General features: G+C 51.5%; 15 protein-coding genes. 7 read left to right on the top strand and 8 right to left on the bottom strand.

What is annotated here, in order from left to right; genetic code table 11:
* Positions 1 to 143: 143 nt before the first annotated feature.
* The 4 genes from DQM29_RS02215 to DQM29_RS02200 all read left to right on the top strand — a co-directional run bounded on the left by DQM29_RS02215 (position 144) and on the right by DQM29_RS02200 (position 3,191).
* Positions 144 to 1,127 carry a quinone oxidoreductase gene (locus DQM29_RS02215; RefSeq protein WP_111739099.1) on the top strand — a complete coding sequence of 328 codons (984 nt, stop codon included), beginning with the start codon at positions 144 to 146 and terminating at the stop codon, positions 1,125 to 1,127.
* A 93-nt stretch (positions 1,128 to 1,220) separates the two neighbouring features.
* On the top strand, positions 1,221 to 1,712 hold the full coding sequence (locus tag DQM29_RS02210) for a YfbM family protein (RefSeq protein WP_111739098.1): 492 nt from the start codon (positions 1,221 to 1,223) through the stop codon (positions 1,710 to 1,712).
* A gap of 133 nt (positions 1,713 to 1,845) precedes the next feature.
* Complete coding sequence (locus tag DQM29_RS02205) at positions 1,846 to 2,223, top strand: MerR family transcriptional regulator (protein WP_111739097.1); 378 nt, start codon at positions 1,846 to 1,848, stop codon at positions 2,221 to 2,223.
* Entirely contained in the window at positions 2,220 to 3,191 is a 972-nt protein-coding gene (locus tag DQM29_RS02200; protein ID WP_111739096.1) for an aldo/keto reductase, read from the top strand. Before DQM29_RS02205 ends, DQM29_RS02200 begins: the two co-directional genes overlap by 4 nt.
* 61 nt (positions 3,192 to 3,252) lie before the next feature.
* Here the strand turns inward: DQM29_RS02200 and dusA are convergent, their stop codons facing one another.
* The gene (gene dusA / locus DQM29_RS02195; RefSeq protein WP_111741962.1) at positions 3,253 to 4,236 is read right to left on the bottom strand and encodes a tRNA dihydrouridine(20/20a) synthase DusA; all 984 of its coding nucleotides are present in this window, start codon (positions 4,234 to 4,236) and stop codon (positions 3,253 to 3,255) included.
* 222 nt (positions 4,237 to 4,458) lie between these two features.
* Here dusA and zur point away from each other — a divergent pair, with 222 nt between their 5' ends.
* Entirely contained in the window at positions 4,459 to 4,914 is a 456-nt protein-coding gene (zur, locus tag DQM29_RS02190; RefSeq protein ID WP_111739095.1) for a zinc uptake transcriptional repressor Zur, read from the top strand.
* A gap of 149 nt (positions 4,915 to 5,063) precedes the next feature.
* Here the strand turns inward: zur and lexA are convergent, their stop codons facing one another.
* Positions 5,064 to 5,681: a transcriptional repressor LexA gene (lexA, locus tag DQM29_RS02185; protein ID WP_111739094.1), complete on the bottom strand. Its 618-nt coding sequence runs from the start codon at positions 5,679 to 5,681 to the stop codon at positions 5,064 to 5,066.
* An 806-nt stretch (positions 5,682 to 6,487) separates the two neighbouring features.
* Here lexA and DQM29_RS02180 point away from each other — a divergent pair.
* Entirely contained in the window at positions 6,488 to 6,811 is a 324-nt protein-coding gene (locus DQM29_RS02180; RefSeq protein WP_111739093.1) for a hypothetical protein, read from the top strand.
* A gap of 25 nt (positions 6,812 to 6,836) precedes the next feature.
* Here DQM29_RS02180 and DQM29_RS02175 read toward each other — a convergent pair whose 3' ends face one another.
* Positions 6,837 to 7,211 (bottom strand): diacylglycerol kinase, encoded by a 375-nt coding sequence (locus tag DQM29_RS02175; protein WP_111739092.1) that lies wholly within the window; start codon positions 7,209 to 7,211, stop codon positions 6,837 to 6,839.
* Positions 7,212 to 7,336: 125 nt separating this feature from the next.
* Between DQM29_RS02175 and plsB the strand changes: the two genes are divergently transcribed.
* A complete protein-coding gene (gene plsB, locus DQM29_RS02170; RefSeq protein ID WP_111739091.1) occupies positions 7,337 to 9,796 on the top strand; it encodes a glycerol-3-phosphate 1-O-acyltransferase PlsB in 2,460 nt (819 codons plus the stop codon).
* A gap of 79 nt (positions 9,797 to 9,875) precedes the next feature.
* On the opposite strand, the gene ubiA is transcribed toward plsB, so the two are convergent.
* The 5 genes from ubiA to DQM29_RS18540 all read right to left on the bottom strand — a co-directional run bounded on the left by ubiA (position 9,876) and on the right by DQM29_RS18540 (position 14,068).
* The gene (gene ubiA / locus DQM29_RS02165; RefSeq protein ID WP_232054941.1) at positions 9,876 to 10,700 is read right to left on the bottom strand and encodes a 4-hydroxybenzoate octaprenyltransferase; all 825 of its coding nucleotides are present in this window, start codon (positions 10,698 to 10,700) and stop codon (positions 9,876 to 9,878) included.
* A 48-nt stretch (positions 10,701 to 10,748) separates the two neighbouring features.
* Positions 10,749 to 11,252, bottom strand: coding sequence for a chorismate lyase (gene ubiC / locus DQM29_RS02160; RefSeq protein ID WP_111739089.1), 504 nt, complete (start codon positions 11,250 to 11,252; stop codon positions 10,749 to 10,751).
* A 144-nt stretch (positions 11,253 to 11,396) separates the two neighbouring features.
* On the bottom strand, positions 11,397 to 11,807 hold the full coding sequence (gene psiE, locus DQM29_RS02155; protein WP_111739088.1) for a phosphate-starvation-inducible protein PsiE: 411 nt from the start codon (positions 11,805 to 11,807) through the stop codon (positions 11,397 to 11,399).
* Between the two features lie 72 nt (positions 11,808 to 11,879).
* Entirely contained in the window at positions 11,880 to 13,523 is a 1,644-nt protein-coding gene (gene pgi / locus DQM29_RS02150; protein ID WP_111739087.1) for a glucose-6-phosphate isomerase, read from the bottom strand.
* Positions 13,524 to 13,699: 176 nt separating this feature from the next.
* The gene (locus DQM29_RS18540; RefSeq protein ID WP_269472294.1) at positions 13,700 to 14,068 is read right to left on the bottom strand and encodes a LysR substrate-binding domain-containing protein; all 369 of its coding nucleotides are present in this window, start codon (positions 14,066 to 14,068) and stop codon (positions 13,700 to 13,702) included.
* Positions 14,069 to 14,100: the final 32 nt, after the last annotated feature.

Raw genomic sequence — 14,100 nt, 5'->3', positions numbered from 1 at the left:
GTATAATATAGGCAACGAACGTTGAGTCATTCCACGAATCACTACGAGACTATCCCACCACTGTACACGGGCCGCTTTATACCCGAAGAGAAATGGGGAGCCTCGCTTCCGTCCTTTGAGAATGAAAGCTACGAGGAGTTCACATGGCAGCGCGTATCCAGTTCAGTCAGCACGGCGGCCCAGATGTTTTGGACGTTGTTGAGTTCACACCCGCCGAGCCGAGCGACAATGAAGTTCAAATAGAAAACCACGCTATCGGCATTAACTATATCGATACCTATATTCGCAGCGGACTCTACCCCGTTCCCAGTCTGCCCAGCGGTTTGGGTACTGAAGCGGCTGGCGTCGTTGTGAAGGTCGGGCGAAACGTTCAACACTTAAAACCCGGCGATCGAGTCGCCTATGCTCAGGCGCCTCTTGGTGCCTACAGCTCTGTGCACAATGCTCCAGCGGATAAAGTCGTAACGCTGCCAAAGTCCATCAGTTACGAGCAGGCAGCGGCTTCCCTTCTAAAAGGGCTCACCGTTTACTACCTGCTGTATATGACCTACCGCGTTAAGCCCGGTGAAATCATTCTGTTTCACGCGGCGGCCGGTGGCGTTGGCCGCATCGCCTGTCAGTGGGCCAAAGCGCTAGGGGTAAAGCTTATCGGCACAGTTGGCAGCGCAGAGAAAGCCGAACAAGCCAAGAAGGACGGAGCCTGGGCCACGATTAACTATCGGGAAGAGAATATTGCCGAGCGCGTTGCAGCCCTGACAAATGGTGAAAAAGTCAACGTTGTCTATGATTCCGTGGGTAAAGACACCTGGATTGCCTCCCTCGACAGCATTCGCCCTCTTGGGCTGATGGTCACTTTCGGTAATTCATCCGGGCCAGTAACCGGTGTCGATCTGGGAATTCTGAACCAAAAAGGCGGCCTGTACGTTACTCGCCCGTCTCTAGGACACTATTTGAAAACACACACCCAGCTACAGCAGGCGGCTAACGAGCTGTTTTCCCTTGTCGCCAGCGGTGCGATTAACGTTGACGTTCCCGCCGAGCAGCGCTTCCCGCTAAGTGAAGCCGTTCGCGCTCATCAGACGCTGGAAAGCCGCAGCACTGTGGGCTCGTCACTGCTGATCCCCTAATGTTCCACGCGCCGAAGATGCCAAATCTCCGGCGCTGCTTTATCATGAATTAACCAAATCATGGGTTAACTAAACTAAGAAGAGAGAGTTCCTATGGGTATGCTTGCCCGCTATATCGCCGTCAGTGAAGACGAGCTCAACCGACTGATTGACTTAGGCGACGAACCGATAGTCGATGAAATTGACGCGCTGGAAGAAAAAAACCCGACGCTGGATCTGGATAAAATGTGGGACGGCCTGCACTTTATCCTGACGGGCGTCTCTGCCAGTGAGCCGTTAGAAGGGGATCCGCTTAGCGATGCCGTTGTCGGCGTTCACGTTATCGATGATGAAACCTTTATTGCCGCAACGGGGCACAACGAGCTGGAAGAGATTATTCGCGCCCTGAGCAGCATTGACAGAGCGCAGCTCAAGAGTGAGTTTTCTCCCAGCCGCCTCAATGAAGAAGACATTTACCCAAATATCTGGCTCTCGGAAGATAGCGAAGCGCTGTTCAGTGAACTGACTCAGTCGCTAGACCAGCTTCTCCATTTTTATCAGCAGTGCCGGAAAGACGGCAGCCACGTTCTGGTAACGATTTACTGATGTTAGTTAGAGGCCGCAGGCACCTTTCGAGCGGCCTTTTTTCTCCTTTCTTAAAGAATCATTTTCTTTCTTGACTTAGAGCGTACTCTAACCCTTAGAGTTATTCATCCCAGAGACGAGAAGGCAATTTCCTATGAAAATCGGCACATTGGCAAAAAAGGTCAGGCTGACGCCACACACATTGCGCTACTACGAGCGCATCGGCCTGCTGCCACCGATTTATCGCGATGCCAGCGGGCAGCGCGACTATGATGACGCGACGCTTCAAAGGCTGGATTTTCTCGGCAAGATGAGAACAACTGGCATGCCTCTGCGCCAAATGCAGCACTATGTGACGCTCGTTGCCGAAGGAGACAACACTCAACATGAGCGCCGAGCGCTTTTGGAAGCGCACCGTGACGTGGTTCGCGCCCGTATTCTTGAGCTGGAAAGCTGCCTCGCCGTACTGGATAAAAAGATCGAGGGCTATTGCTCTTTCCCTATGTCAGACACAGCAGGAGATCCCCAATGAAATACGTACGATTTGGTTCAACTGGCCTTAAGGTATCCCCCATCTGTTTGGGCTGCATGACCTACGGCAGCCCGCAGTGGCGTGAGTGGGTGCTAAACGAGGAACAGACTCGCCCCTTTATTAAAAAGGCGCTGGATCTCGGCATTAATTTTTTCGACACCGCCGATATGTACTCCAAAGGCGCCAGCGAAGAGGTGCTGGGCAATACGCTGCTCAAGATGGTACCTAGGGACGACGTGGTTATCGCCACTAAGGTGTTTAACCCAATGAGCGACAGCCCAAACGATCGCGGCCTGTCGCGCAAGCATATCCTTGCCAGTATCGACAATTCGCTAAAGCGTTTGGGTACTGACTATATCGATCTCTATATTATTCATCGATTCGATCCAGAAACCCCTATCGAAGAGACAATTGACGCATTAGACACCGTGGTTCGCTCGGGAAAAGCGCGCTATATCGGCGCCTCTTCGATGCACTCATGGCAGTTTATGCGCATGTTGGATCTTCAGGAACGCCACGGGATGGCGCGCTTTGTCTCCATGCAAAATCACTATAACCTGATTTACCGTGAAGAAGAGCGGGAAATGCTGCCGCTGTGCCGGGAAATGGGAATCGCCGTTACGCCTTGGTCGCCTCTGGCTCGAGGCGTCCTAACGGGCTCAAGGAAGAATGCCACCGTGCGTGCGGCAACCGATGCTCCGGCACATTCGTGGTACAACCATCAGGAAGAGGAAGACGAGCTGGTCGCTGCCGTTGAACAGGTTGCAAGCGCGCGCGGTATTCCTATGGCACAGGTAGCGATGGCCTGGGTTCACAGCAAGCCGGGCATTACGGCACCGATCGTCGGCGCGTCCAAGCCTCATCACCTTGACGATGCTATCGCTTCACTGTCTATCACTCTGACCGATGAAGAGATTGCTATACTGGAAGCCCCCTATCGCCCCAGAGAGCTGGCCGGGCACGAATAGCGGTCAATAAAAACAAGAAAGGCGACCGCGCGGTCGCCTTTCTTTTATCGATTCGCTGCCGCTACGTGTCTTTCCCGGAAACAAATGCGAGGGCTTGGCGAAGAATCTCAACGTCTGCTCCTGCCTTATGGGCATTTTCACTCAGATGGCGGCGGAACTGCCGCGCACCGGGCACCCCCTGAAACAGCCCCAGCATATGTCGAGTAATGTGCCCAAGGTAAGTCCCCTTAGTCAGCTCGCTTTCAATATAGGGATACATCGCTTCAACCGCCGCTGCGGGAGCAAGCGGTTCAGCACAGTCACCGAACAGCTCCCTGTCAACGCAGGCAAGAATGCCTGGGTTTTGATAGGCCTCTCGCCCCATCATCACGCCGTCAACGTGCTCAAGGTGTCCTTTCGCCTCCTCAAGACTTTTCACACCGCCGTTGATGCAGATCGTTAAGTGTGGGAGCTCCTGCTTAACGCGATAAACTCGATCATAGTCCAAAGGAGGGATCTCTCTGTTCTCTTTCGGACTCAGCCCAGATAGCCAAGCTTTACGCGCGTGCAGCGTAAAACTCTGGCAGCCGCCCCGCTGGGAGACGACTTCAATAAAGCGCTGTAAAAAGGCATAGCTGTCGCTATCGTCAATACCGATTCGGGTTTTCACCGTCACGGGTATAGTCACGGCCTCTTTCATCGCGGCAACGCAGTCTGCCACTAGTTCAGGCTCCGCCATCAGGCAGGCGCCAAAGCGCCCGTTTTGCACGCGATCGGACGGGCATCCTGCGTTCAAATTGATTTCGCTGTAGCCCAAAGCCTCTGCCCGCGCCGCGCACTCTGCTAGCGCCGCGGGATCGCTCCCCCCCAGCTGTAGCGCAACCGGCTGCTCTTCCCGGCTATAGCCCAGATAGTCCCCTTTGCCAAACAGGATTGCACCCGTCGTCACCATTTCGGTATACAGCAGGGTTTGCCGAGTGAGTAAACGATGAAAATATCGGCAGTGGCGATCTGTCCAGTCCAGCATGGGAGCGACGGAGAAGCGGTGAGAAGGAAATTGGGACATCGACGTAAAATTCACTCTTTTGGTTTTATCAAAGTCGCTGCTGTGCTTTATTTTCAGCACAGCAGCGTCATAAAAGGCCGATAATTGTAACACAGCAAGCGAATAAAGCCTCAGCGCCAAGCGCCTTTCTCCCACACGGCTCACGGATGCGTAAAGCTCCCTATCGGCGTTCTTGCTCTAGCGTGGTAGTATTGGCTTTCTGTTTATCAGGAGAGAAGTAAGATGGTCTCAGTTAACATCACCTCAATGTTAGCCAAAGCGCAAAAGCTGTGTGAACAGCGAGCCGTTCGCCTGACGCCACAGCGTCAGCTGGTTTTGCAGCTAATGGCCGAGCAGCCAAATGCCATCAGCGCTTACGATCTGCTAGACCTGCTGCGGGAATCAGAACCACAGGCGAAGCCGCCTACGGTTTATCGCGCTCTCGATTTTCTTCTTGAACAGGGCTTTATTCACAAGATTGAGTCCACCAACAGCTACGTCGTTTGTCACCACGTTGGTGAACCGCTGCATACCTCCGCCCTGTTTATCTGCGACAGCTGTGGACTGGTGGCTGAGCACCACGCTAAAGGTATAGACAAACTGCTTAAGTCGCTGGCGGATGAAAGCAGCTTCACCATTCAGCACAGCGTGCTTGAAACGCACGGTACCTGTGGCCAGTGCAATAAGCAAAGCGCATAGCTCCGTTAGCTCCCATAGGGCTCTCGCTTACCCCCTCTCGACAACTGAACCCAAACTCCGCACGTAAAAAAAGCGCCCGAAGGCGCTTTTAGCGTTAACGCGCTGACCGAAGCAGCATCAGTGTACTCGATCGGTCAGCTTGATATTTCTTACATCCAATCACCGTTACGGATAACGCCAACGGCTAAGCCTTCGATCGTCAGGCTCTGCTCGCTTAGGTCAACTACAATCGGAGAGAACTCTTCATTTTCCGGCAGCAGCTGAACGACGTTGCCCTGCTTTTTGAGACGCTTGACGGTGACTTCATCGTCGATGCGCGCAACCACAACCTGCCCGTTGCGGACATCCTGCGTCTTGTGAACGGCTAAAAGATCGCCATCGACGATCCCGATGTCTTTCATGGACATACCGCTAACCCGTAGCAAAAAGTCAGCGTGTGGGCGAAACAGCGCCGGATCGACGCGGTAGTGGCTTTCAATATGCTCCTGTGCCAGCAGAGGTTCCCCTGCGGCAACTCGCCCAATCAGCGGCAGGCCCGTCTCTTCCTCCGCCTCTTCCATCAACAGCCGAATCCCTCGGGAAGCACCAGTAACGATTTCAATAACGCCCTTTCTCGCCATTGCTTTCAGGTGCTCTTCTGCAGCATTAGGGGACTTAAAGCCGAGCGTTCTGGCAATTTCCGCTCTGGTTGGCGGCATACCGGACTGACCAATATGCTCGCGAATCATGTCATAGATCTGTTGCTGCCTAGCGGTTAATGCTTTCATCTCTCGATTCCTTCAGCCTGTTTTTTTATACAGTAATGCTGTGAGTATATACAGGTATCAGACATATGGGAACCACTAAACAACATAATTACGAGGCGTATCTAAAAATGCATCCTAAAGAGTCCTCAGAAAAGGAACGATGATTCATTTGAACTATATTTACCATCCCCATCGGAAATAGCACATAAAATAACGTAATGGTACTTTTTCCTATTGTTATAACGAATGATTAACGTTTCGATCGTGCATCAAAAGACTTAATTAATAAAAAGTATGTATATAAAGCAAGACGTCATTTGCCAAAGCAATAAGGAATATTTCATAAAATTTAAAAATAGCAAACTGACGCACTGCCTAAAGCCAAATAAAGGGGAATTTCATCTTGTATTTTTTCAGAATCAAACTCTATTCACAAAGAAATAGTTTACTTTATAAATTAATTGACAACCAGCTGATGGTGCTGGAAAATGGCGCCACATCGCTACGTGCTGTAACGATGCATTATAAACGAAATATTGCATTTTCAATTCAGGGGGAGAAAGCCTTATCCCTTTCTCCTCTCTTTTTTATTTGAAAAAAGCGAATACGATAGAATTAAAAGCATTAAGACTGTTTAATGCAAAAAAATGATCTGGGGAACCTCTCGTTTTAAGTAAATTATTTAACTCACGTCGTCTTTACTTTTTATTTATAAATAAACGATAACAGAATAAAAACTACGGATACTCATCAGGGAAATAGCTATCAACGAATATATCCGCTACGGCGCATTTATTACGGGAAAAAAGCACTGTGACGGTATTCACGTGATAAATGCCAAAACGCGAGAGTCTCAGTGCACCGTCTGCCATCGTCACTTTATCCTTCCAGCACCGGGGCTGCACATAAAAAAGCAGCTAGATGCGGGCTGTGAACACTGCGACTGGAGCAGGCTTCACTCCCGCATCATTATCGGCTTTCATTACCTCGAAGACGAACTGGCCTTTGAATATGAAAGCTGGGGCGATACACAGATACACTATCTGGCCGACAGCAGCCATCCTCTCTATCGCTGGCTGATGGAGCAGGTTGAACAGAAGCGCCGCATGATCCACACTGCGTACACTTCGGCTCGTAGCCCTCGCAACTAAACTCGTCTGATCGCCTGACAGACAGTCAGGCAGCTCCCCAGAAGTGCTGATACAGTATGCTGCCCCAGATAAACAGCGCAATCAGAGCCGCTATCAGTACCGCAGCAGATCCCATATCCTTAGCTCTACCAGAAAGCTCATGGCGCTCGCTGCCGATGCGATCGACAACGGCCTCTATCGCACTGTTTAGCAGTTCAAAGACCACCATGAGTGCGACCGAGCCTATTAGCAAAATTCGTTCAACGAGGGAGACATCGAGCCAGCACGCGACTGCTGCTGCGACAATAAACAGAATGCTTTCCTGGCGAAACGCCGCTTCGTGCCGCCAAGCGGCGCATAATCCCTTCCACGAGTACCCTGCGGCCTTTACGATACGCGTCAATCCTGTTGCCTGATTCATTTATTCACCGTTGATTGGCAGATTCTTTCCAAATTTTAGCAATTATCAGTAACCACATCATCACAGATTGCGTACAGTTCTGGTATTCTTGCGTTTCATTATCCAGTAAGAGGCACACGTTATCTATGTCCGGTTGGCGAAATCTTTACTATAAACTGTTGAATATTCCTATAAAAACGTTGGTTCGTAGCAAATGTATTCCTACCGATCCGGTGGCCGATTTAGGTCTGGATACCACTCGCCCAATTCTGTACGTTCTGCCCTATAACTCAAAGGCAGACCTGCTAACGCTGCGCGCCCAGTGTCTGGCACAAGAATTACCCGATCCTCTTGAGCCGTTTGAGATAGATGGTCAGCTGCTTCCACGCTATGTATTCATTCACGATGGCCCGCGCGTTTTTAGCTACTATGCGCCAAAAGAAGAGTCAGTGAAGCTGTTTCACGACTACCTCGATCTGCACCGCAATCACCCCACTCTGGATATTCAGATGGTGCCGGTTTCTGTGATGTTTGGTCGCTCTCCCGGCCGTGAAGGCCATGAGTCTCACGACGGGCCTCGCCTTCGCCTGTTTAACGGTATTCAAAAGTTCTTCGTCATCCTTTGGCTTGGCCGCGATAGCTTTGTCCGCTTCTCGCGCATCGTTTCGCTCCGCCACATGGCTGACGAACACGGTACTGATAAGACGATTGCCCAGAAGCTGGCTCGCGTAGCGCGCATGCACTTCTCCCGTCTGCGGCTTGCCGCCACCGGCCCTAAGCTTCCCGTTCGCCAGGATCTATTTAATAAGCTTTTAACCTCTAAGGCCATTGAGAAAGCCGTAGAGGAAGAAGCGGCATCCAAGAAGATCCCTATTGCTAAGGCGCAGCAAAACGCCGTAGACATGATGGAAGAAATCGCCGCTAACTTTACCTATGAAACCCTACGCGTTACTGACAGGGTGCTAAGTTGGACCTGGAACCGCCTCTACCAGGGGATTAAGGTTCACAACGCAGAACGCGTTCGCAGGCTGGCGCAGGACGGCCACGGCATTGTCTATGCACCGAGCCATCGTAGCCATATGGACTACCTGCTGCTTTCCTACGTGCTCTATCATCAAGGGCTGGTTCCGCCGCACATCGCCGCAGGCATCAACCTGAACTTCTGGCCAGCCGGGCCAATTTTCCGCCGCCTGGGCGCCTTCTTTATTCGTCGGACGTTCAAAGGCAATAAGCTCTACTCCACCGTTTTCCGTGAATACCTCGGCGAGCTATTTAGCCGCGGCTATTCTGTAGAGTACTTCGTTGAAGGCGGGCGCTCGCGCACCGGCCGTCTGTTGGAGCCTAAAACGGGTACGCTGTCGATGACCATTCAGGCCATGCTGCGCGGAGGCACTCGCCCTATTACCGTTGTTCCTGTCTATATCGGCTATGAACACGTTATGGAAGTAGGTACTTACGCCAAAGAGCTACGCGGGGCGACGAAGGAAAAAGAGAGCCTCTGGCAGGTCGTTCGCACAATGCGCAAGCTGCGGAATCTGGGCATGGGATACGTTAACTTTGGTGAACCAATTCCCCTGATGACCTATCTCAATCAGAACGTTCCTGACTGGCGAGAGTACATTGACCCAATCGAAACGCCTCGCCCAAGCTGGCTGACTCCAACGGTTAACCAAATTGCTGACCGGCTGATGACCAACATTAACAATGCCGCTGCCGCCAATGCCATGAACCTGTGCTGTACGGCACTGCTTGCCTCTCGCCAGCGCGCCTTAACGCGTGAACAGCTGCTTGAACAGCTTGACTGCTACGTTCAGCTTCTGCGCAACGTACCTTACGCACAGGACGCCACTGTCTCCAGCGATACGCCGGAGCAAATGCTGGCTCACGCGCTTAAGATGAGCAAGTTTGACGTTGAGAAGGACGGTGCAGGAGAAATTATTATTCTGCCTCGCGAGCAGGCTGTCCTGATGACTTACTACCGCAACAACATTCACCACATGCTGGTGTTGCCATCGCTGCTTGCCAGTATCGTTATGCACCATGACGGCGTGTCCCGAAAAGACGTTGCTAACAAAATTTCTCTCATTTATCCCCTGCTGCGCGCAGAACTCTTTATGCACTATGAAGAGAGCGAGCTCCCGCAGGTTATCGAAACGCTCATTAATGAACTACTGCGTCAGAGCCTCATCAAACAGCGCGAAGACGGCCAGTTGGTGCTAAATCCGGCCAAAATCAGGCCTCTGCAGCTGTTGGCTGCCGGAGTAAGAGAAACCCTCCAACGCTACACAATTACGCTATCCCTACTGCGTAATAACCCGAGCATCAGCCGCGGCGTGCTGGAAAAAGAAAGTCGCCAGCTTGCCCAGCGTCTGTCCGTGCTTCACGGCATCAACGCGCCGGAGTTTTTCGACAAGGCGGTATTCTCTACTCTGGTTGCAACGCTGCGCAGCGCTGGCTATATCAATGACCACGGCGACGCTATTCCAGAGAACATCCAGTCAATGTACGACATGCTGACTCACCTGATGACGCCTGAGGTTACGCTGACCATAGAGAGCGTTAGTCAGTCTCTGGGGGAATCGTCTCAAGAAGCAGAAGCCTCATAAGCTTCTGGCAGAAAAGCAAACGGGCCACTGCGGCCCGTTTTGTTTTATATTCAGATAGCTGATGTTTACTTCATAACGTTTACTTCATAACAATGTCCATAAAGACACCCAGAAAAACCACCAGCCCAACATAGTTATTATTCATAAAGGCCTGGAAGCATTTATCCCTTTCGCGTTCTGCGATCAGCTGCTGCTGATAGACAAACATCGCTCCCGCCAACAGCAGCGACCAGTAAAAAGGCCCACCAAGATGGTTAAGGTAGCCAACCGCACACAGAGACAGCAGCGCCACAAACTGTAGCAGGCCAATAATCAGCTTGTCGTATCGGCCAAACAGAATAGCCGTCGACTTAACGCCAATTTTAATGTCGTCATTACGATCCACCATGGCGTACTGGGTATCGTAGGCGACAGTCCAGCAGATATTGGCAAACAGCAGTAGCCAGCAGCTCATCGGTAGAGCATTGCTAACTGCCGCATAGGCCATAGGAATCGACCAGCCAAACGCTACCCCCAAAATTACCTGAGGAAAGTGGGTAAAGCGCTTCATGAAAGGGTACATCCAAGCCAGCAGCAGCGCGGCAAAAGAGAGCCCAATGGTTAGATGATTTAGCATCAGCACCAGCAGAAAAGAGAGCGTCACCAGCGCTAAAAACAGCACTTTACTCTCTTTCTCCGTAACCGCGCCGCTCGGCATAGGGCGAGACTGTGTGCGTTCAACGTGCCCGTCAAAGTGACGATCGGCAAAGTCGTTTATCACGCAGCCCGCAGCCCGCATTAAAAAAACGCCAACAACAAAAATCAGTAAAATCGACACGTTCGGCATTTCACTGCCCGCCAGCCATAGCGCCCAGAGCGTTGGCCAAAGCAGCAGCAGAGCGCCGATAGGCTTATTGATACGCATCAAACGGCAGTATGCCAGCCATTTGGTTTGAGTCACCTTCTCCCCCAGTCAGTACAGCGGTGCCGCTGGCAAAAAAATTTCCGTCAGCAGCAAAGGGCTTCCCGACAGACGAAAGCGAGAACGCCTGCCCCATAGCCCATCATCTAACGACACGTGAATATAGTCCCGCTCAGGCTCCGCGTGGCCAAACAGATAGCGCCCTAGCGGTATTTTTCCTAAAGAGGCGACCTCAGCCAGCGGCCCGTCGAGCGTTTTCGCGGGCACTACCGTGCGAGCCCATATCCACGGAATAGTATCACCAAACAGAAAGATCTCACGAATCCAATAGCGATCGTCTGCTGGCAGCTCCGCACCTTCATTTCCCAGCTGCGATGCGGCAACAAAGCCTTCAAACTGCGGCTGAACCGTCACGGACTGGCAAAACTGTTCACAGCGACAGGTCATCGAGCCTGTTTCCAGCAGCCATTCAGACTGTCGCTGATTTAGCTCACCGCGCTGCGAGGGTCGCCAATGTCTCTCTTTCCAGCGAGGTACGGAGAGCGTCTGTTTCATTTGTGCTTGAGCCTTTAGTTAGCCCGCGAAAAGGGCTTCGACAGAAAAAACGCGACTATTGTAGCGTAAAACAAACGGCAGCAAACACGATGGACACATTTAATGCAGCCACAGCCTAATGACCCTGCAATATTTGGCGTATTTTTACTCACGCTTTAGGCGATCAGTATTGGCTAAATACAGCGCCACTACCAGCACCAGGATGGCACAGGCATACACAAGCGTATCCATCGGATCTTTGTGGTCAACAATGATCAGTCGAATAATGGCGGTAATGCCGATATAGATAAAATAGCGGAGTGGGAAATGATAACCTGATTGAAAATACTTAACTATCAGGGCAATAAACTCGAAGTAGAGAAAGTAGATAACGATGCCTTCAATCAGCAAGTAGCTTGATGACTGAGCTGAGTTAACAAACAGCACCTGAATTAACGCGTAGGTCTCTTTCACCAGAAACACAATCAGAATGGCGCCCAGCAGCAGTAGGCCGATGTTCAACACCGTTTGCATCACGTTGGCTATCCACATTCTGCGTTTTGCGTTATCCGACATAATTCTTCGCCTCTGAAAAGATCCCAATAAAACAGGAGGCACTACGCCTCCCGAAAATAGCATTCAGCCGCACTAGCGCCAGCGCTTATAGGCATTAATCAGGCCGTTGGTAGAGGAGTCGTGGCTACTGATGTCCTTATTGTCTACCAGTTCTGGCTGAATACGCCCCGCCAGCTGCTTGCCCAGCTCAACGCCCCACTGGTCAAAGCTGAATATGTTTAAAATCACGCCTTGAGTAAATATCTTGTGCTCATAGAGCGCTATCAGTGCACCTAGGCTATAAGGCGTAACCTCTTTCAACAAAATAGAGTTAGTCGGGCGGTTGCCTTCAAAAACCTTAAAGGGAACAACCGATGCAACCTCTTCAGGCGCCTTTCCCGCCCTGTCGAACTCTGCGCGCACCTCGTCCACTGACTTACCGAATGCCAGCGCTTCCGTTTGAGCAAAGAAGTTCGACAGCAGCTTCGCGTGGTGATCTCCCAGCGGATTGTGGCTTTTAGCCGGTGCGATAAAGTCACAGGGGATCAGCTTAGTTCCCTGATGGATCAGTTGATAAAACGCGTGTTGACCGTTAGTCCCCGGCTCGCCCCAGATAATCGGCCCAGTTTGGTAGGAAACGACCTCTCCATTGCGGTCGACATATTTGCCATTGGATTCCATATTTCCCTGCTGGAAATAGGCCGCAAAGCGATGCATATACTGATCGTAAGGCAGTATGGCTTCCGTCTCGGCACCGTGGAAATTGCTGTACCACAGACCAATCAGCGCCAGCGTCACCGGGAGATTCTGCGCCAGCGGCGTGTGGGCAAAGTGGTTGTCCATCGCGTGGGCACCGCACAGCAATTTCTCAAAGTTGTCGAAACCAATGGAAAGGGCGATTGACAGGCCAATAGCAGACCACAGAGAGTAGCGCCCGCCGACCCAGTCCCAGAACTCAAACATATTGTCAGTATCAATGCCAAATTCAGCCACCGCCTTCGCATTCGTCGACAGTGCAGCGAAGTGCTTGGCGACGTCCTCCGGCTTGCCCGCGCTGAGGAACCAGTCCCGAGCGGTATGGGCGTTCGTCATGGTTTCCTGCGTGGTAAAGGTTTTTGACGCCACCAAAAACAGCGTAGTTTCTGGGCTCAGGTCTCGCAGGGTTTCCACCATATGGGTGGCATCAACGTTGGAAACAAAGTGTACGTTTAAGTGATTCTTATAGGGCCGTAGCGCTTCAGTCACCATATAAGGCCCCAGATCGGAGCCACCAATGCCGATGTTTACAATGTCTGTTATCGCTTTACCGGTATAGCCTTTCCATTCGCCGCTGATTACGCGACGGCAGAATGAACGCATTTTTTCCAGCACCGCGTTAACCTCTGGCATAACGTCTTTGCCGTCGACCAGAATCGGTGTATTGGTGCGGTTGCGTAAAGCCACATGCAGCACGGCGCGATCTTCGGTGCGGTTAATTTTCTCGCCGCTGAACATCGCTTTGGTAGCCCCCGACAGGTCGCACTCTTCCGCCAGCGCCCTTAAAAGAGACAGCGTCTCATCGGTAATGCGGTTTTTAGAGAAATCCACCAGCATTTGCCCTTCAAACTCGGTGCTAAAGCGGGAAAACCGCGCTGTATCCTTGGCAAAAAGCTCGCCTATTGTGACGTCCTTCATCGCGCTAAAGTGCGCGTCTAGCGCCCGCCATGCTGCCGTTGTCGTTGGGTTAATGCTTTTCATTGTGGCTCCCCTGAATTCATAAGACAAAGATAGTGCGCTGCCGATTGTATCCCGTTTGCGCTTCGGAAATATGACTTTCACCAATAGCCACATTCTATCGACAGGATGAACGCTGGCTGGATTCAGCCTTTAGCGCTGATTTTTAAATTATAGACGCGTACTCGAAAAAAAATCTGTTACAACAATCTGTTATTTTGCCAAAAGTCGTCAGCGCTGAACTTTTCATCAAGAAAATCCAGCAGAGTTCTCATTGAGGCCGGCATATGCAAACGGGAGGTGTAAATCGCATAGATCCCCAGCGGTAACAGAGGCCAGTTCGGCAGTAAAGCCTCCAACTGACCAGAGGCTATTTCCTCTCTCACCAGATAGGTCGGCAACATAGCGATACCAACCCCCGCCAGCGCAGCCTGCTTCAGAACCGTTACGTCATTAGCCCGAATCTGCCCTTTCACCGCAACTTTAATCCACTCCTCAGACGGCAAAGACTGAAAGCGCCAGCGGTAGGTTTCAAACTGCGAGTGAGTCAGGCAAACGTGGTTTAGCAGCGCGTCCGGCTCGTCGGGTCTTCCTTTTGCCT

The sequence above is a fragment of the Leminorella richardii genome, from assembly GCF_900478135.1.
GTDB classification, from domain to species: domain Bacteria; phylum Pseudomonadota; class Gammaproteobacteria; order Enterobacterales; family Enterobacteriaceae; genus Leminorella; species Leminorella richardii.
The sequence above is the reverse complement of the archived record's forward strand: the minus strand, read 5'-3'. Positions and strand labels throughout refer to the sequence as shown.

Coding starts and splice junctions, on each gene's coding strand:
- DQM29_RS02215 (WP_111739099.1), top strand. CDS start 144: ATGGCAGCGCGTATCCAGTTCAGTCAGCACGGCGGCCCAGATGTTTTG.
- DQM29_RS02210 (WP_111739098.1), top strand. CDS start 1,221: ATGGGTATGCTTGCCCGCTATATCGCCGTCAGTGAAGACGAGCTCAAC.
- DQM29_RS02205 (WP_111739097.1), top strand. CDS start 1,846: ATGAAAATCGGCACATTGGCAAAAAAGGTCAGGCTGACGCCACACACA.
- DQM29_RS02200 (WP_111739096.1), top strand. CDS start 2,220: ATGAAATACGTACGATTTGGTTCAACTGGCCTTAAGGTATCCCCCATC.
- dusA (WP_111741962.1), bottom strand. CDS start 4,236: ATGTCCCAATTTCCTTCTCACCGCTTCTCCGTCGCTCCCATGCTGGAC.
- zur (WP_111739095.1), top strand. CDS start 4,459: ATGGTCTCAGTTAACATCACCTCAATGTTAGCCAAAGCGCAAAAGCTG.
- lexA (WP_111739094.1), bottom strand. CDS start 5,681: ATGAAAGCATTAACCGCTAGGCAGCAACAGATCTATGACATGATTCGC.
- DQM29_RS02175 (WP_111739092.1), bottom strand. CDS start 7,211: ATGAATCAGGCAACAGGATTGACGCGTATCGTAAAGGCCGCAGGGTAC.
- plsB (WP_111739091.1), top strand. CDS start 7,337: ATGTCCGGTTGGCGAAATCTTTACTATAAACTGTTGAATATTCCTATA.
- ubiA (WP_232054941.1), bottom strand. CDS start 10,700: ATGCGTATCAATAAGCCTATCGGCGCTCTGCTGCTGCTTTGGCCAACG.
- ubiC (WP_111739089.1), bottom strand. CDS start 11,252: ATGAAACAGACGCTCTCCGTACCTCGCTGGAAAGAGAGACATTGGCGA.
- psiE (WP_111739088.1), bottom strand. CDS start 11,807: ATGTCGGATAACGCAAAACGCAGAATGTGGATAGCCAACGTGATGCAA.
- pgi (WP_111739087.1), bottom strand. CDS start 13,523: ATGAAAAGCATTAACCCAACGACAACGGCAGCATGGCGGGCGCTAGAC.